This is a genomic window from Paenibacillus motobuensis, assembly GCF_039521865.1.
Lineage (GTDB): Bacteria > Bacillota > Bacilli > Paenibacillales > Paenibacillaceae > Fontibacillus > Fontibacillus motobuensis.
The window spans coordinates 161,570-177,865 of the sequence record NZ_BAAACX010000004.1 but is presented as its reverse complement, the minus strand read 5'-3'; the positions used below and the strand labels follow the sequence as shown (position 1 = coordinate 177,865).

At 49.1% G+C, this 16,296-nt stretch carries 17 protein-coding genes; 12 read left to right on the top strand and 5 right to left on the bottom strand.

Features of this window, described 5'->3' with window-relative positions; genetic code table 11:
* Positions 1–32: 32 nt before the first annotated feature.
* The 4 genes from ABD014_RS02085 (at position 33) to ABD014_RS02070 (ending at position 2,861) form a co-directional block, all read left to right on the top strand.
* A complete protein-coding gene (locus ABD014_RS02085; protein WP_343856855.1) occupies positions 33–401 on the top strand; it encodes a winged helix-turn-helix transcriptional regulator in 369 nt (122 codons plus the stop codon).
* Positions 402–651: 250 nt separating this feature from the next.
* On the top strand, positions 652–1,329 hold the full coding sequence (locus ABD014_RS02080) for an Lrp/AsnC family transcriptional regulator (protein WP_343856853.1): 678 nt from the start codon (positions 652–654) through the stop codon (positions 1,327–1,329).
* 92 nt (positions 1,330–1,421) lie between these two features.
* Positions 1,422–2,222, top strand: a complete 801-nt coding sequence (locus ABD014_RS02075; protein WP_343857331.1) for a patatin-like phospholipase family protein — start codon at positions 1,422–1,424, stop codon at positions 2,220–2,222.
* 69 nt (positions 2,223–2,291) lie between these two features.
* Positions 2,292–2,861 (top strand): putative ABC transporter permease, encoded by a 570-nt coding sequence (locus ABD014_RS02070; RefSeq protein ID WP_343856850.1) that lies wholly within the window; start codon positions 2,292–2,294, stop codon positions 2,859–2,861.
* 41 nt (positions 2,862–2,902) lie between these two features.
* Here the strand turns inward: ABD014_RS02070 and dapA are convergent, their stop codons facing one another.
* Complete coding sequence (gene dapA, locus ABD014_RS02065; RefSeq protein ID WP_343856847.1) at positions 2,903–3,766, bottom strand: 4-hydroxy-tetrahydrodipicolinate synthase; 864 nt, start codon at positions 3,764–3,766, stop codon at positions 2,903–2,905.
* A 655-nt stretch (positions 3,767–4,421) separates the two neighbouring features.
* On the opposite strand from dapA, the gene ABD014_RS02060 reads away from it, so the two are divergent.
* The 5 genes from ABD014_RS02060 to ABD014_RS02040 are packed head-to-tail and all read left to right on the top strand — an operon-like array spanning position 4,422 to position 9,019.
* Positions 4,422–5,123, top strand: coding sequence for a bifunctional 4-hydroxy-2-oxoglutarate aldolase/2-dehydro-3-deoxy-phosphogluconate aldolase (locus tag ABD014_RS02060; protein ID WP_343856845.1), 702 nt, complete (start codon positions 4,422–4,424; stop codon positions 5,121–5,123).
* A 5-nt stretch (positions 5,124–5,128) separates the two neighbouring features.
* A complete protein-coding gene (gene cyoA / locus ABD014_RS02055) occupies positions 5,129–6,034 on the top strand; it encodes a ubiquinol oxidase subunit II (protein WP_343856843.1) in 906 nt (301 codons plus the stop codon).
* Between the two features lie 60 nt (positions 6,035–6,094).
* Positions 6,095–8,077 carry a cbb3-type cytochrome c oxidase subunit I gene (locus tag ABD014_RS02050; protein ID WP_343857329.1) on the top strand — a complete coding sequence of 661 codons (1,983 nt, stop codon included), beginning with the start codon at positions 6,095–6,097 and terminating at the stop codon, positions 8,075–8,077.
* Complete coding sequence (cyoC, locus tag ABD014_RS02045) at positions 8,074–8,688, top strand: cytochrome o ubiquinol oxidase subunit III (protein WP_343856840.1); 615 nt, start codon at positions 8,074–8,076, stop codon at positions 8,686–8,688. The genes ABD014_RS02050 and cyoC overlap by 4 nt, the downstream gene beginning before the upstream one ends.
* Positions 8,689–8,698: 10 nt before the next feature.
* Positions 8,699–9,019: a cytochrome C oxidase subunit IV family protein gene (locus ABD014_RS02040; RefSeq protein WP_343856838.1), complete on the top strand. Its 321-nt coding sequence runs from the start codon at positions 8,699–8,701 to the stop codon at positions 9,017–9,019.
* A 90-nt stretch (positions 9,020–9,109) separates the two neighbouring features.
* Here ABD014_RS02040 and hisC read toward each other — a convergent pair whose 3' ends face one another.
* Complete coding sequence (gene hisC, locus ABD014_RS02035; protein ID WP_343856836.1) at positions 9,110–10,240, bottom strand: histidinol-phosphate transaminase; 1,131 nt, start codon at positions 10,238–10,240, stop codon at positions 9,110–9,112.
* A gap of 296 nt (positions 10,241–10,536) precedes the next feature.
* Between hisC and ABD014_RS02030 the strand changes: the two genes are divergently transcribed.
* Positions 10,537–11,472 (top strand): COX15/CtaA family protein, encoded by a 936-nt coding sequence (locus ABD014_RS02030; protein WP_343856834.1) that lies wholly within the window; start codon positions 10,537–10,539, stop codon positions 11,470–11,472.
* A gap of 73 nt (positions 11,473–11,545) precedes the next feature.
* Here the strand turns inward: ABD014_RS02030 and pdxR are convergent, their stop codons facing one another.
* Both pdxR and csaA read right to left on the bottom strand, forming a co-directional pair.
* Positions 11,546–12,982, bottom strand: coding sequence for a MocR-like pyridoxine biosynthesis transcription factor PdxR (gene pdxR, locus ABD014_RS02025; protein ID WP_343856832.1), 1,437 nt, complete (start codon positions 12,980–12,982; stop codon positions 11,546–11,548).
* A 205-nt stretch (positions 12,983–13,187) separates the two neighbouring features.
* The gene (gene csaA / locus ABD014_RS02020) at positions 13,188–13,517 is read right to left on the bottom strand and encodes a chaperone CsaA (RefSeq protein WP_251407297.1); all 330 of its coding nucleotides are present in this window, start codon (positions 13,515–13,517) and stop codon (positions 13,188–13,190) included.
* Between the two features lie 245 nt (positions 13,518–13,762).
* Between csaA and ABD014_RS02015 the strand changes: the two genes are divergently transcribed.
* Positions 13,763–14,713 carry a carbon-nitrogen hydrolase family protein gene (locus ABD014_RS02015; RefSeq protein WP_343856828.1) on the top strand — a complete coding sequence of 317 codons (951 nt, stop codon included), beginning with the start codon at positions 13,763–13,765 and terminating at the stop codon, positions 14,711–14,713.
* A 42-nt stretch (positions 14,714–14,755) separates the two neighbouring features.
* Positions 14,756–15,328, top strand: coding sequence for an HDIG domain-containing metalloprotein (locus ABD014_RS02010; protein ID WP_343856826.1), 573 nt, complete (start codon positions 14,756–14,758; stop codon positions 15,326–15,328).
* Between the two features lie 219 nt (positions 15,329–15,547).
* Here the strand turns inward: ABD014_RS02010 and ABD014_RS02005 are convergent, their stop codons facing one another.
* Entirely contained in the window at positions 15,548–16,279 is a 732-nt protein-coding gene (locus ABD014_RS02005) for a class I SAM-dependent methyltransferase (RefSeq protein ID WP_343856824.1), read from the bottom strand.
* Between the last annotated feature and the right edge of the window lie 17 nt (positions 16,280–16,296).

Genomic DNA, 16,296 nt, shown 5'->3' with positions numbered 1-16,296 from the left:
GAATTCACTGATATAGAGAAGGGGAGAGTACCGTGTCAGATCCATTACGACAAGAGATCAGAGAAAGAATACAGAACCAGGACTATCACTGTGAGAAGGAATATACGTTGTCCGTTATCAGCGGAAAATGGAAGATCGTCATTCTATGGCATTTGGGCGTGGATGGTCCGCATCGCTTCAGCGAGCTGCAGAAACTGTTCCCGAAGATATCCCATAAAATGTTGACCAATCAATTACGTGAACTAATTGAGGACGGAATCGTCCACCGAGAAGTGTATCCAGAGGTTCCACCTAAGGTGGAATACTCGATGACCAAGGTCGGGATGACCTTGCTGCCGATTGTTGAGATGATGTACGCATGGGGACTAAAACGTATTAATGAAATTAAACAGGAGCTTTAATCCAGTCAAGCAAGAACGAAACAGGCCTTTAAACTACGAGTTCGTAATTTAAGGGCCTCTTTTGTTTAGGTAAAGATCATAGGAACCGGCTATTGGTTAGTTTGCTGAAGATCAAGCCTATATTTTACGATGATTTGCATATGTTCCCAGAGATGTTGACGATCAATTTTTGTCATGCTACCATATACACAAAAGACCCAAGAACGAAATCTGTTAGTTGAATAACGCTCAAACCATCGAGGTGAACTTCATGCAGCTTACTAAACGCCGACTGCAATTTCTGGACAAATTAATTGAATTATATCAGCGCACAAGACTACCTATTCATTATGAGACATTAGCGACTTCCTTGGGCGTGAGCAAATGGACCGCTTATGACATGATGAAGGAAATGGAGAAGCAGGGGTTCGTAAGCCGCAGCTATGAGGTAAACTCCAAGGAAACCGGGAGGTCGCAGGTTGTATTCTCCCCTACCGAGCAGGCTACCGATCTATTTAAGCAAAGCCGGGAGGATAACTACGATTCGTCCGATTGGGAGCATACGACAGCGCATATCAGGAGACTGTTAGGCAGTGTCAAGGACAGCAATGTGAATGAGGTTATCCGCAAAGTTATGAACGAAATCTCATCCAAAGCGTCCAATCTAGAGTTCTGCGGCTACATTCTTGGACTATTATTGGTTTACATCAAGAAACTCGGTACCAAGACAGAGCATCTGGTCACTGTGCTGGTCAGCAAGAGAATTCATAGCGAGAGCGGAATTCTACTGTTTGTCGGTACCGTCCTGGGAACGATTATTCAGACGATTAACGAAGAAATGGGGAATGAACTGACGGAGCTTGTCTCCAAGTTCCTTGATACTTTGAACAGACTGTCCAACAACGAACAGCGAATGTTGTCCGATTTGTTGCATGAAGCTTTAGCTTAAAGGCTTTAGCTTTTCGACAGTTTTTTGGTCTTTTGTGTATTTACTGAAGAGTTATTTTATATAAGTGAAGGATCTGAAAGTGGAGTGTGATTATCATGAAAACCGGGTTGGTATTAGGTGGAGGAGCCGTGCGGGGTCTGGCACATATCGGTGTGCTAAAAGTATTCGAAAGGAACGGGATCAAGATCGATCGTATTGCAGGCACAAGCATGGGCGGCGCTATTGGAGGCTTGTATGCAGCTGGGGTGCCTGCCGGGGCAATTGAGGAAAAGATCCTGAACACTCCGAAGTATCGTCTGCTTGATATGGGAATTCGTCATCGCGGTCTGCTGGCGGGTAATGCAGTTCATCAGGTGATTAATGAATTGCTGCATCAACATAGCAAGCAAGGGGTACCTATCGAGCAGCTCCCCATTGAGTTCAAGGCGATCGCGGTTGATCTCATGTGTGGACAGCAGGTGGTTCTGGATCATGGGGATTTGGGAACCGCCCTAAGGGCGACCACCGCATTTCCCGGTGTGTTCGCTCCACTGATGGAAGATGGCAGGATGCTGGTTGATGGCGGTGTCCTTAACAATCTGCCCGTGGAGGAAGCACTAGAAGAAGGCGGAGAATGTTTTATTATTGCGGTGGACGTCGCCAGAGAGCATGAGAAGAAACCGCCGCGCAATATGGTCGAGGTGGTCTATCGTTCTTACGGTTTGATGGCTGCGGGGCGAAGGCATGTCAGTCTTAAAAAGGCCGACTATGTGATCCGTCCAGAGGTAGGTTATTACGCGTCGTTTGATTATACCAAAGCGGCAGAATGTATCAAGGCGGGGGAGGAGGCTGCAGAGCGATGTCTGGAGGAACTCCGGCAGCATATCGAACCTCAGCAGTCAAGGGTGGTTTAGGATCCTGGTACAGCGTTTTTTGGTCTTTTGTGTTTTTTTGTATTTCATATTTATCAAGGAGTGAAATTCATGAGCAGCGCATTAGCACAAAGAATGGTACTGTTTGCGATTTACGCCTTCGCCGGCTGGCTTCTGGAGACATCCTATGCTAGCATCCGAGAGCGGCGTTTTGTTAATAGGGGCTTTTTGGGTGGGCCCTTTTGCCCCATTTATGGCTTTGCAGCGTTATTGATCATTGCAGTTGCTGCACGGGCAGGGGCAAGGCTGGACGATCCTTTGGTACGCGGCCTGGTTATCGTCTTGGTCTCGGCTCTGTTGGTCACATGGCTGGAATATGCTACGGGCTGGGTACTGGACAGAGTTTTCCATCGAAAATGGTGGGATTACCAGGGCCGAAAAATGAACATCGGTGGTTACGTCTGTGTAGAATACTCCCTGCTCTGGGGAGCCTTGGCTTTTGTGCTGGCAGAGTTGATCCATCCAGCCATCTTACTGCTGCTCACCCATTTGCCGAGCTGGTTCGATATTATAGCAGCATGGATCATCCTGTTGTATTTTGCTATAGATACAGGCGTCTCAGTCAGCAGGGAATGGCAGCGCAAGCATTCATCCGGTCTACATAGACTTAAACTGCGTTAGTTAATAAAGGAGCCGGGAGTCGTAATGAGGTGAGAGTCCTCTTAGCGCAGCTCGGCTCCTATTTTCTCGCCTTCACTGCTAATATTCGTCAACGGGAGACGTAGACTGTCGGAGCGGATATGTCCGCGTTCAGCTAGCAGCCATTTCAATGGTGCTGGATTCGGCTCCGAGAACAGGAACTGGATGAGCGGGAGCAATTGATCGAAGACTCGCCCGGACTCCTCAATTTTTCCGACTTGGTAGGATTGATAGACTTGAACGAATTGGCTGGTATCCAGATTAGCACTGGCCAGAATTCCCCCTTTACCTCCACAGCAGAGCGAGGCGAAGAACAGCTCGTCTTCTCCGCATAGCACAGGCTTGGCTATCGATCTGGCCAGCTGAAAATAACGGGTTATATTGCCGGTGCTCTCCTTCAATCCGATCACATGCTTCATCTTCATAATTGCAGTAACGGTCTTAATATCCAGCGAGACCCCGGTCCGGTGGGGGATGTCATAGACGATGACCGGCAATCCGGCGGTGGAGATTTGCTGGAAATGTTCAATAATGCCGCGTTGTGAAGGCTTGTTGTAATAAGGGGTAACGACCAGCGCCGCATCAGCTCCAAGCGATTTAGCCCAGGCGGTTCTGTCTGCGGTAGCGGCAGTACTGTTGGAGCCTGTTCCCACAATCAGCGGCAGAGAGCCGATCTCCTTGCGTGCCGTTACAATCAGCATCTCCAATTCTTTGGTATGAATTGTCGGGGATTCTCCCGTTGTTCCGCCGACGACGAGTCCGCTAATGCCTTGACCGACTAGACGCTGAACTAGATCAATATAAGACCCCACATCCAATTTCCCTCTCCGATCAAACGGTGTTACAACCGGAACAAATACGCCACGCAGGTTTTGTTCTGTAAGCATTACCACTCAACTCCTATCTCTTCAATTCCTGTGTCTTCCTCTCAATTTATCAGGGTATCGATAGATATTGAACTAATACCTCGAAAATGTAGACATAACCATGTTTAGACCTGATAACTCAGACATTATTGACCGTTAGCGTTGATCCTTTGTTACTCTGCCCTTGTAACGGACAATAATGTCCATTACGAGGGGGAATATCGTGGGAAACCGCATTTTTTTGCTTCTAATGGTCAAAGGTGTCCGTTAGAAGAGCAAAGTTGCTTTTTTCTTGCTCTAACGGTCATTTATGACCGCTTGATATGTGCGATCACGCTAGCTTAAGGATTCCTGCGCCAAAACTTGCTGAAATTCACAATGGTCAGCGATCGGCTCAACCCTCATCCGGCTATGTCCTACGGCCAGCAGCACTGGGAAGAAAACTTCACCCGGCTGCTCTCATCCGCACTATCATTAGTTCAATATCTATGAATATATAGCGATGCTCGGCAAATGTAACCATCCATTTACTCGGTCATTTAAGCAAACCGATTCGCGTGGAGGTTCGGTCTGGGAAATCGGCTGGTACTGAAAAACGTCAAATGGATGGTTACGGATTCAGGTAGAACCGTTATAGTCGGATAGATCAAATTGAGGTGAAGGAGGAAATTCATCAATGTCTATCTTGGAAGTTCTGAACAGGGAGAAGATTATGGCCATGATCCGTGGCTTGCGGCCGGATACGGTGGATCGGACTGTCGAAGCGCTGGTACAGGGAGGAATTCGCTTCCTGGAGGTGACAACGAATACCGAGGGAGTCTATGAGTTAGTCGAGCGCTTAAGACAGAGATATGAGGGGCAACTGTTGATCGGCATCGGTACGGTGCTTGATGCCGACATGGCTGCAAAGTCGATTGACGCAGGGGCGCAATTTATCGTATCGCCGAATTTGGACGAGGAGGTTATCGCCTACGGATTACGGCATGAAATTGATGTGTTCCCCGGGGTAATGACACCTACGGAGATCGTCAGAGCTGTCAATGTCGGCGCCAAGGCAGTAAAGGTGTTCCCGACGGGTTCGCTAGGCGGAGCCGCTTACTTGAAGGAAGTTCGCGCACCGCTCGACCATATTCCGATGATTGCCTCTGGAAGTGTCGGCTTGAACAACCTGCGAAATATTCTGGACGCTGGTGCTATTGGAGTAGGGATTGGCGGCAATCTCGTCAAGCGGCAGTGGATAGAAGCGGAACGATTCAATGAAATCCAGAAGCTGGCTCGTGAGTTCATGGATATCGTTGCCGAATTCCAGGCCCAGTCGACAGGCTTCCTGCTCTCTAGCAGCGTGGCCATGGAAGATCCGCAGGGCTCGAGGAGTTGAGGCGAATGAAGGAGAAAGTGATTATATCGCTGCGGCGTCTTGCTTTCTTGGCCATGTTGGTGCTTCTGCTGCCAGCCCTTAGCGGATGCTCCAGCATTGCCGTACTTGACCCCAAGGGGCCAATTGCCGCACAGCAGCGTGATCTGATGTTTCTATCGACTGTATTATGCGCTGTCGTCATCGTACCCGTGCTTATTCTTTCAGCGATCATTATTTGGCGCTATCGGGATAAGGCTGACCGTAAGGCGGCATATACACCGAATTGGGCTCACAGCACCAAGCTGGAGATGATCTGGTGGGGCATTCCGATTATCATCATCCTGGCGCTGGCCATTGTAACCGCTCGGGCCACTTATGCCCTGGAGCCATCTAAACCGCTGGAATCAAAAGCGGACGTTAAGCCGCTAACCGTACAGGTGACCTCGCTAAACTGGAAGTGGCTGTTCCAATATCCCGAGCAGGGCATTGCTTCTGTGAACGAGCTGAAGATTCCGCAAGGGGTGCCGGTCCGCTTCGAGATTACGGCGGATTCGCCAATGAACTCCTTCTGGATTCCCCAGTTGGGAGGACAGATCTATGCGATGTCCGGTATGGCGATGACGCTCTATTTGCAAGCAGATGAGACCGGACAATATTGGGGCTCCGGCGCCAATTTTACCGGCACGGACTTCGCGAAGATGTTCTTCGATGTGCATGCCGTTACTGCGGAGGAATTTATGGATTGGGTAGAGGGTGTCAAGCAGGACTCTCCGAAGCTTACACTTGATGGGTACAAGCAACTGGCAGAGCCCTCGGCATCGGAGAAGCTGACCTATTCTTCTTTTCCGGAAGGTCTATTTGAAATGACCGTAACTAAATATGCGTCATCCCATCATCACGGCATGTCTATACATGAGGGCAGCGCTCATTAGGAATGGACGAAGGCGGAAAGCTTCCGGACGAATAGTAATCAGGAAAGGAGACTAGCAATGATGCTGGAGTCTATCAAAAATTGGGCCTCCGATTTTTTTGTGACTGGAGACCCTTTAATATACGGGGCGGATGCAGCTATTGTCATTACGCTCGTAGCCATCGTCTTTGGATTGACTTATTTTAAAAAATGGGGGTGGCTCTGGCGCAATTGGCTGACTACGGTTGATCATAAGAAGGTGGGCATCATGTACATCCTATCCGCGTTCCTGATGATGTTCCGCGGCGGGGTGGATGCTCTCTTGATGCGAACGCAGCTGGCCATGCCCGAACTTCAATTTCTACAGCCGGATCACTATAACGAAATATTTACGACTCATGGCGTCATTATGATTCTGTTCATGGCGATGCCGTTCATGTTCGGTTTGTTCAACGTAGCGGTCCCGCTCCAGCTTGGAGCAAGGGATGTCGCCTATCCATTCATGAACGCGCTCAGCTTCTGGCTGTTCTTCGCCGGTGCCATGCTGTTCAATTTGAGCTTCGTAATCGGGGGTTCACCGGATGCGGGCTGGCTCGCCTACCCGCCTTACTCCGAGCTGATGTATAACCCGGGTGTTGGTCAGGACTTCTATATATGGGGTATTCAGATCTCCGGGATCGGCAGCCTGATGACCGGCATCAACTTCATTGTAACGATTCTGAAGCTGCGCGCTCCAGGAATGAAGCTGATGAAGATGCCAATGTTCTCTTGGTCGGTGCTGGCAAGCTGTATTGCCATTATATTCTCATTTCCGATATTGACGGCAACGCTGGCATTGCTCTTTCTGGATCGGTACGGCGGTGCTCACTTCTTTACACTGGATGGCGGCGGAAACCCGATGATGTATATCAACCTGATTTGGATGTGGGGACATCCTGAGGTGTATATTATCGTGCTGCCAGCGTTCGGTATTTTCTCCGAGGTCGTATCCACGTTTTCTCGCAAGAAGCTGTTCGGTTATAAATCGATGGTGTACGCGATGATGATTATTAGTATCTTGTCCTTTCTTGTATGGGCGCATCACTTCTTCACGATGGGATCGGGGGCGAATGTCAATGCCTTCTTCGCTTTGTCGACGATGGTGATCGCGATTCCAACCGGGGTCAAAGTATTCAACTGGCTATTTACGATGTTCCGCGGCAGAATCAGCTTCGAATCGCCAATGCTGTGGACGACCGGGTTCATTCCCTGCTTCGTAATCGGGGGGATGACTGGTGTGCTTCTATCGGTAGCGCCCGCAGATTTTCAGTATCATAACAGCTACTTCCTGATCGCGCATTTCCATCAAGTTATTATAGGAGGCGTCGTCTTCGGCTACTTCGCCGGTTTGTACTACTGGTGGCCGAAGCTGTTCGGCTTCAAGCTGAATGAACGTATTGGGAAATGGGCGTTCTGGTTCTGGAATATCGGTTTCTACCTGTGCTTCATGCCGCAATATGTGCTTGGTCTTGATGGAATGACGCGGCGGCTTGTCACCTATAGCTGGGATAAAGGCTGGTGGGGGCTGAATCTGGTCTCGAGCATCGGCGCGGGACTAATGGGTATCGCCTTCCTGTTTCAGGTCTGGCAAATCCTTCATGGCATCAAGCACTACCGCAGCAACCTGGATACGACGGGAGATCCATGGGATGGACGTACCCTGGAATGGTCGATTCCTTCGCCAGCTCCGCATTATAATTTTGCCGTGCTGCCGCAGGTATCTGATCAGGATGAATGGTGGGAGGAGAAGCAGCGCAGGCAGAAGGAAGGATATACGGCAGTGGCACCAGAGTTTTCGCCAATTCACATGCCTAATAACTCTGGTATTCCCATCATCATGGCCGGCTGCTGGTTTCTGGCCGGATTCGGCTTCGTGTTCCACTGGCTCTGGCTGATTATACCGGGGCTTGCTGGCGTAGCTCTATGCATGTTGGCCCATTCCTTCAATTATGACACGGACCATTATATTCCGGTTGAAGATATCAAACGCACGGAAGCGTCTATATGGGGGGCTGCAAATCTATGAGTTCAAGCCAAGTAACAGAAGCGTCTGCGCACGCACATCATGATCAACATCCGGATATAGAGGAGATGCGCCTGCTGGGCTTCTGGATCTACCTGATGACGGATGTTATGATCTTCGGCACTTTTTTTGCCACCTATATCGTACTAAAAAATAGCACCAATGGCGGTCCCGACCCTGCCAATCTGTTCGAATTAGGCGGGGTTATCGCCAGTACGTTTATTTTGCTTGCTAGCAGCTACACTTGCGGACTGGCGGTTCTGGCAATGAACAAGGGCAGATTGCGGGCGCTGCTCGGCTGGCTGGCCATCACGGCATTGCTTGGAGCTTGCTTCATCGGTCTGGAGATCAGCGAATTTGCCCATCTCGTGAACCGGGGGGCGACGATGGGAACCAGCGCATTTCTGTCCGCTTTCTACACCTTGGTCGGAACGCATGGCCTGCATGTGAGCCTCGGGCTGGTATGGATGGTCGCTCTGATGCTACAGCTCGCCAAACGGGGGATTACTCCGGTCACGAAGCGTAAAGTGCAGGTGATCAGCCTGTTCTGGCATTTTCTCGATGTGATCTGGATTTTCGTCTTTACCGTCGTCTATTTAATGGGGGTGAGCTAGGTTGTCGAATATGGAATCAGTTCATACAGAGCAGGGGGCGCATGCGGGTTCGTTCTACTCTTATACTATCGGGTTCTTATGCTCCATTGTGCTGACCGTGATACCGGTCGTGATCGTCCTGGGCGGCTGGCTGGAAGGAATGACGAGAGCTGTGGCCCTGATGGCAGCGGGTGTCTTGCAGTTGTTGGTGCAGCTTCTGTTCTTCATGCATTTGCGTGAGGAAGAGAAGCCGCGCTATAATCTAATCTCTCTCATTCTTGGCCTGTTGATCCTGATCGTCATCGTCGCCGGGTCGATGTGGATCATGATGTTTAATATGGTGGCACAATAAGATAGGGTATAGAAAGCCCTCGTATGCTTTCCGCTGATGGAGAGCTATACGAGGGCTTATTTTTATTACAGTGCATACGTGAAAAAAAGACTAGGACAAGGACGTTACAGAATCGGATTGATGTAAAATAGCGGTTAATTCGTCAAGCAACGCTTGATTCTCCTCTTGCGTACCGATCGAGACGCGGACATGATGCGGAAGCTGCCAGGCTCCGGCGTACCTGACAATAATTCCTCTGCTCAGCAATTGTTCATAAATTGACTTCGCATCCACTCCCAGCTCTACCAGCACGAAGTTGCTCATGCTCCTCGTATACGTTAGCTGGAGTTCGTCTAGAGCATGGTACAGCTGTTCGCGTCCTTGCACCGTTAACTCCAGAGAACGGAGGACATGTTCATCATCGTCAAGCGCTGCGATCGCGGCTGTCTGCGCTAATGCATTGACATTGAACGGCTCCTTCACCTTCAGAATCTGCTGAACGATATCCTCTCTGGCAGCACCAAAGCCGACTCGCAGACCGGCTAAACCGTATATTTTCGAGAAAGTTTGCAGGACGACTATTGGATACCCGGCACGGACATATTCTAAGCCGCTGCTGTAATCGCTGGCTGTCACATAATGATTGTAGGCGGCGTCGAACAGGACAAGAACCCGCTTGGGCAGAGCATCGAGAAGCTTCTGAAGAAGCGGTCCAGGCAAATAAGTGCCGGTAGGGTTGTTAGGAGAGCAGATACATAGCAACTTGGTTCGTTCTGAGACCGCTGCGAGAAGCGCATCGATGTCAATTTCATATTGCTCATTAAGAGGGACGGGAATAATTCGTGCTGCCATCAGATGAGCTCCGAATTCGTATTCACTAAAAGATGGAGAGAGTACGATAATCTCATCCTCCGGTTCCAGATAGGCTTCCGACACCAGCGTAATCAATTCATCTCCGCCATTCGTCAGAATGAATTGCTCCGGCGCCAAATCCAACTTGGAAGCAAGCGCATGTCGAAGGCTGGACGCTCTCGTATCGGGGTAGCGGTGGATGTCAGGCAGTGCGGCAGCGATCGCTTCAAGCGCTTTGGGGGAAGGACCCAGCGAATTTTCGTTCGAGGCAAGTTTAATTATTTTGGATAACCCGAGTTCTTGTTGCAGCTCCCAGATCGGCTTGCCTGGCGTATAAGGCTTAATATTCCGTACAGTATTGCGGGCTTTGACTTCTTTATGGTCGTCCATGATAAGACACCCCTCCTAATGAAGATTTATCCAGTTTTTTGAAATTATAATGTATTACTCTTATGTAGACAAGTAAACATCCATTTGATTGATAGATTGCCGATCCATTTGCCATTATTCAGGACAATTAATACTTCCAACGGTATAAATAGATTGGATGGTATAGAAAGGCGACGAATGGAGGGTTACGGACTTGCTTCGATTCGCTAAGATCGGTTTGACCAAGGGGCCGCTGTGGAAGATAGCTTCACAGGGCCTGTTCGAAAACTGCGAAAGAAGTGATAGAAGTGGCAAGCATGGATTTACGAAAATGGCGAACATTCCGCCTGCTGGCATGGGGGATGTTCATCGGTATGTTCCTTGTACTGCTTGCAGGGGCATTAGTTACGAAGACGGGTTCTGGGCGAGGCTGTGGAAGTGATTGGCCACTGTGCAATGGCAAATTTATACCAGCTTATACGCTGGAGTCGATGATCGAATATTCGCATCGTATGGTAACAGGAGTTGTAGGTTTGCTTGTGATCATAACATTTATATATACATGGCGTTATCTAAGGCATCCTGAAGCATTACTGTATGCAGGTGGCACACTGCTATTCACGATCATTCAGGCCTTGATGGGAGCAGCAGCCGTTATATGGCCACAGCAACCGGCCATTATGGCGCTTCATTTTGGAATATCATTGTTAGCGGTAGCCTGCAGTATGCTGCTTGTCTTATGGAGCTATCGGATGAAGAGAATAGAGAGGCAGAGCTTCTCACGGCAACTCCCTGCGATTGGTTATTTAATGGCATGGGGAATCTGGCTCTTCTGTTACGGTGTAGTGTATCTTGGGGCTTATATACGACATAAGCAGGCCGGGGGAGGCTGTAAGGGATGGCCGCTCTGTAATGGTCAACTGATCCCGGATTTATCCGGTCCTGCGGGAATCGTGTTCGCGCATCGCGTTGCTGCTCTGATCTTGCTCTTGCTTATCATTGGATTCTATGCTCTTGCCCGCTGTGCTAGATGGAAGGAACAGGCTGCAAGGGCTGGGCTTCGGCCAGTCACACTTTGTGCTCTTATTCTGGTCATCGCTCAAATCGGCAGTGGCGCGCTGCTTGGAGTAGTTGCAGGCAATCCAGATTTATTTCTGTTCGCGAGTCTTCTTCACAATGTACTGGGCACTATATTGTTCTGTATTCTATCAGATCAGGCAATCCTGTCCTATAAGCACCATCGCTCGAAATAAAACAACCTCCAAGCTCAATCCATCCATTGAGTCTGGCGGTTGTTTTATGCGGACCTGCTAGTATTGCTGCTGCTTAATCTGTCAAGATGCGCAGCGCCTCAGCGAATTTAGCGATGCCGCTCTCGATCTCCTCGGTCTTCGCTCTGGCATATGTAAAGCGGACGAAGCCGGAATCCGAACCGTAGACACTGCCGGGCACAAAGACGACGCCCCTTCGGATCGCTTCATCCAGCAGTTTGCCGTCGGGTACCTTAGGGGTAAGCATGCACCATAAATGCAGGCCGCCTTGCGGAGTGACGAATGAAATCTGGTCGCCCAGCTCTCTCCGCAGAGACTCGATGAGCAAGTCCCGCTTGAATTGGAGCTGGATTTGCAGACGATCCAGATGGGGCTGGAAATCGTCCGATTTTATAAATTGAGCCGCAACCTGCTGCGGGATGACACTCAAGCCGAAGTCCATCTGCTGTCTGGCATCGGCCAATCTCTGCACGATCGAATTCGGAGCTACCATCCAGCCGATCCTTAGGCCGGAAGCGGCAATTTTGGAGAAAGAGCCGATGTAAAGAATGTTGCCGTTCGAATCCATCGATTTGAGCGGCGCAGGCGCAGTTCCTTCAAATGCCGTTAGGCTGAACGGGTCATCCTCTACAATCGGAAGCCCAAGTTCACTGGCGACAGAGAACAATTGCTCGCGACGTTCACTGCTGATGACCGCACCCGTCGGATTCTGAAAGTTCGGATTCAGGAACACCATTTTGATCCGATGCTTCTTGTATAACTCCCTTATGTCTTCAGGGTGGACGCCGTACTGGTCGATAGGCAGCCGGAACAGACGGAGTCCTGCCGATTGGAACATTGGCAGAGAGTAACAGTAGGATGGATCCTCAATCGCTACTGCGTCTCCGGGGGACAGCAGGCATTGCGTGATCAGATATAGGGATTGCTGAGAACCCGAGGTAATCATGATCGACGATTCCGTCGTCTGAATTCCCCGGTACTTCTGCAAATAATCGACCAGGGATTGTCTAAGCGGTATATATCCCTGTGGGTTATCATAACCCAGATATGAGGTGTAATGATGCTCCCGCATCAGGGCTGCAATTTCATCAAGCGGGGCTAAATCCGCCGCTAATTCACCGCTCGCAAAGTCGATCAGGGAAGGGTCTTGACTCAGCGCATCCCGTATTTTACGTAGAAAAGGCAAATTAGGCAGGAAGCTCCCGCCCTCAGCATATCGGTTCCAATTCGGCGTATGCTTAGGTGTGGCGCCCCATTTAGTTCGGCTTACCCGTGTTCCGCTGCCCGTGCGGCTCTCAATAATCCCCATCGATCTCAGTTCGGCGAACGCGAGGATCACGGTGCTGCGATTCACGCCGAGCTGCTCGGCCAGTTTCCGTTCGGACGGAAGCAGGCTGCCTGGAGGGAACTCGCTATAGGCGATTCTCTTCTCCAGATGATCGGCAATTTGTTCATAGAGCGGTTTTTTGCTCTGACGGTCGGGTTTCCACATGTTTTATCACCTTCAGTTTGTGAATCTTGGCTTATTGTGATTTTTATCATACCACTGATCTTTTGAATTGCAGGGGCTGTTTTTATCACAACCTTGACAATTGTTTTGCGATTCATTGAACATGGATGGGTTCTGAAGTGATAAATTGGTTGGTATATCATGCAAATGACATAAAAAAGGATCGCGTTGGAGGTTGAAATTGTTCTTATGAAACTGGTGTTCCATTTGGAACCTCGTGATCAGGTTTGAGCAGGATCACATCACCATCCTCCGGAACACCGCCTATAACAAGCACCTCCGATTTAAACCCCGCTACCCTCCTTGGAGGAAAGTTGACGACAGCTACGACTTGGCGACCTATGATTGATTCAGGTGCATATCTCCTCGTAATTTGGGCGCTTGAACTTTTGATGCCAAACTCTCCAAAATCAATTTTCATTTTAATGGCTGGTTGACGCGCTTCCGGGAAGTGCTCTGCTTCCACAATTGTACCGATTCGGATATCAAGTTTTAAAAAGTCTTCAATGGTTGCCATCAGTAATCTCCTTCTGGTAAATAAATAGGTTAGTATAACTATAACATTTTGATTGAATAGGCCAAATAAATAAGTACATTCAATTTATAAATGAATGGATGGCTGCACAAACATAAAAGTGGATGGTTACAATTTATGCTCTATTGGATGGTTTATTTTAGTCCACTCTCTTTTATGATAAGGTTCAGGGTTCGATAAGATACGTCCATGTATTGTTGGAATGGATCATAGAGAGGGATGATAAAGTGAGAAATCGGCATGTGAAAGTAGCAGTCATTCAAGCCGCACCGATCTTGTTCGATAAGCAGTCGGCCATGGACAAGATATCTACGATGACGAAGGAAGCAGCTGAACAGGGAGCGGAGCTCATCGTCTTCCCTGAAGTGTTCCTGCCAGGATACCCGCGGGGTCTGAGCTTCGGAGCACGTGTCGGAAGCCGTACACCTGATGGGCGAAAGGATTGGGAACGTTATTGGTCTAGCGCCATCGATGTTCCAGGGGATGAGACGAAGCAGATCGGAGATTTGGCTAAGGAATTGGGGGTTCATCTTGTCATCGGTGTTGTGGAGCGCGATCAGGAGTTCAGTACAGGCACTTTATTCAATACGATGATCTATATCGGGCCTGACGGGGAGCTGCTGGGCAAGCACCGCAAGCTGGTTCCAACCGGTTCCGAGCGACTATTATGGGGGCAAGGTGACGGGAGCACGTTGACCGTGATCGACACTCCCTTTGGCAGAGTAGGAGGGCTAATCTGCTGGGAGAATTATATGCCGTTGGCCCGGACAGCGATGTATGCGCAGGGGATTGATATCTATATAGCCCCGACGGCGGATGCACGGGATTCATGGCAGTCGACGATTCGCCATATTGCCTGCGAAGGCCGCTGTTTTGTCCTCTCCTGCAATCAGTTCGCAACCAAGGAATCCTATCCCGCGGATCTGGCCTATTATCCAGATATCGAGCAGGATCCCGAGGTGCTTAGTAAAGGGGGAAGTGCGATTGTGGGGCAGTTAGGGGACTACATCATAGAGCCGCTTTACAACCAGGAGGGCATTCTCGTGGCGACACTGGATTTGTCCGAGATCGTACAAAGCCGATTTGACTTCGATTCGGTTGGGCATTATAGCCGTCCAGATGTTTTTCAGTTGATCGTGAATGAGACGAAGCAGGACATTGTACAGAGAAAACAGTAGACAACTATAGATTTTTTAAAGCATGAAAAGGGGTTGGAGAGATTGGAAAATAGCTTAAGAGAACGTTTAGAGACCATTCTGCTGACGAATGAGAACATTGCCTCGGCAGAGGAGGAATTGCTGTCGATCATTCCAGAACTCATTGTCTGCAAAGATTGTGAGCAGCATATGCCGGCGCATCGTCTGCCTGTACTTCTTCATACTTACGAGGTTGTAGATGGAGTGAGGAAGGATCTTGCTCTGAAGCTAGCGGCATTGTTCCATGATATCGGCAAGCCGTATACCAAGGTTACACGGGATGGGGTGGATAGCTTCAAGGGGCATGAAGAGATCAGCGTTATTCTGGGAGACTTCATCCTGCAGCGCCTAGGCTTCGACGATACGATTCGGCGGGAGGTCGGTATGCTAGTCAAATACCATGATACTGAATTGTTCCCAGGTCAAGAGAGCATGGACGATATTACCGAGAAAATAGGTATTGACCTGGTGCTGCCATTGCTGGAGCTGCAGCTCTCTGATCTGCTGGCGCATTCCGAGCAGAAGGTAAAGGCCCTCTTGCCGCAAAGAGAGGACACGCTGAAGTATTTCCTGAGAAGTGTAGGCAGCAAGCTGTAGTGATCACTTGGATCTGGAGCTCTAACGAAACACCATAACGCTATTTGTGATCCATTCGATCAAAAAGCTATTCAAGTGGGGAAATAACGATCCCCAGTTTCGTTAAAATTCTCAGCGGCGCTTTTTGGCGCAAATAGCGATCCCCTGTTTCGTTAGAAACGGGATCTAAGATTAAGAAGGGGAGCCCTGATTCGGGCTTCCCTTTGTGTGTAACGCGGCTTATTTCTCAGCCGAAATAATAAGGAACATCGGTCTCCGGAGTTCATCCTTCATATCGGGAATAGTCCTTAACATTTCTTCAGAAGGAACAGGCTCCTGGACCTCCCTTAATATAAATCCGGCATGAATCAAGTCATTCATATAGGTCGAAATCGTTCGATGATATTTGATAACATCTTCATTCAGAAATGTGGTGTTCCGCTGACCCTCGAATTGGTAACGATCCACGGGCCAATGAAGACGATTCCCCTGGTCATCGTAATACCAATCCTGCTCGTTCCGAGAAGTGAAGATAGGATGTTCCACAGAAAACACAAAAGAACCTCCCGGTTTGAGACAAGCATAAACTTTGCTGCAGAGCGCTTCAAAGGACTCAATATAATGAAAAGCCAAAGAACTAATGACAACATCAAATTGCGAAGCGGAGAAGTTCATATCTTCGATGGGCATATTCATGTAAGAAATCGCAGGGTCATCCGTCATTTCACGGGCTTTTTGCAGCATTTTCGCAGATATATCTACTCCGATCACAGAGCTTGCTTGTTGTTCACGAGCATAACGGCAATGCCAACCGAAGCCGCAACCTAAGTCAAGCACCTTTTTATTTTGCAGTCCAGGCAACATTTTTTTAAATACATGCCATTCACCCGCCCCTTCAAGTCCTTTTACAGAGCGGAGCATTTTCCCATAGGCAGAAAAGAAATTTACGTCATCGTATTTATTTTGTCTCATATACATACATCTCCTAT

Coding starts and splice junctions, on each gene's coding strand:
- ABD014_RS02080 (WP_343856853.1), top strand. CDS start 652: ATGCAGCTTACTAAACGCCGACTGCAATTTCTGGACAAATTAATTGAA.
- ABD014_RS02070 (WP_343856850.1), top strand. CDS start 2,292: ATGAGCAGCGCATTAGCACAAAGAATGGTACTGTTTGCGATTTACGCC.
- dapA (WP_343856847.1), bottom strand. CDS start 3,766: ATGCTTACAGAACAAAACCTGCGTGGCGTATTTGTTCCGGTTGTAACA.
- ABD014_RS02060 (WP_343856845.1), top strand. CDS start 4,422: ATGTCTATCTTGGAAGTTCTGAACAGGGAGAAGATTATGGCCATGATC.
- cyoA (WP_343856843.1), top strand. CDS start 5,129: ATGAAGGAGAAAGTGATTATATCGCTGCGGCGTCTTGCTTTCTTGGCC.
- ABD014_RS02050 (WP_343857329.1), top strand. CDS start 6,095: ATGCTGGAGTCTATCAAAAATTGGGCCTCCGATTTTTTTGTGACTGGA.
- cyoC (WP_343856840.1), top strand. CDS start 8,074: ATGAGTTCAAGCCAAGTAACAGAAGCGTCTGCGCACGCACATCATGAT.
- ABD014_RS02040 (WP_343856838.1), top strand. CDS start 8,699: ATGGAATCAGTTCATACAGAGCAGGGGGCGCATGCGGGTTCGTTCTAC.
- hisC (WP_343856836.1), bottom strand. CDS start 10,240: ATGGACGACCATAAAGAAGTCAAAGCCCGCAATACTGTACGGAATATT.
- ABD014_RS02030 (WP_343856834.1), top strand. CDS start 10,537: ATGGATTTACGAAAATGGCGAACATTCCGCCTGCTGGCATGGGGGATG.
- pdxR (WP_343856832.1), bottom strand. CDS start 12,982: ATGTGGAAACCCGACCGTCAGAGCAAAAAACCGCTCTATGAACAAATT.
- csaA (WP_251407297.1), bottom strand. CDS start 13,517: ATGGCAACCATTGAAGACTTTTTAAAACTTGATATCCGAATCGGTACA.
- ABD014_RS02005 (WP_343856824.1), bottom strand. CDS start 16,279: ATGAGACAAAATAAATACGATGACGTAAATTTCTTTTCTGCCTATGGG.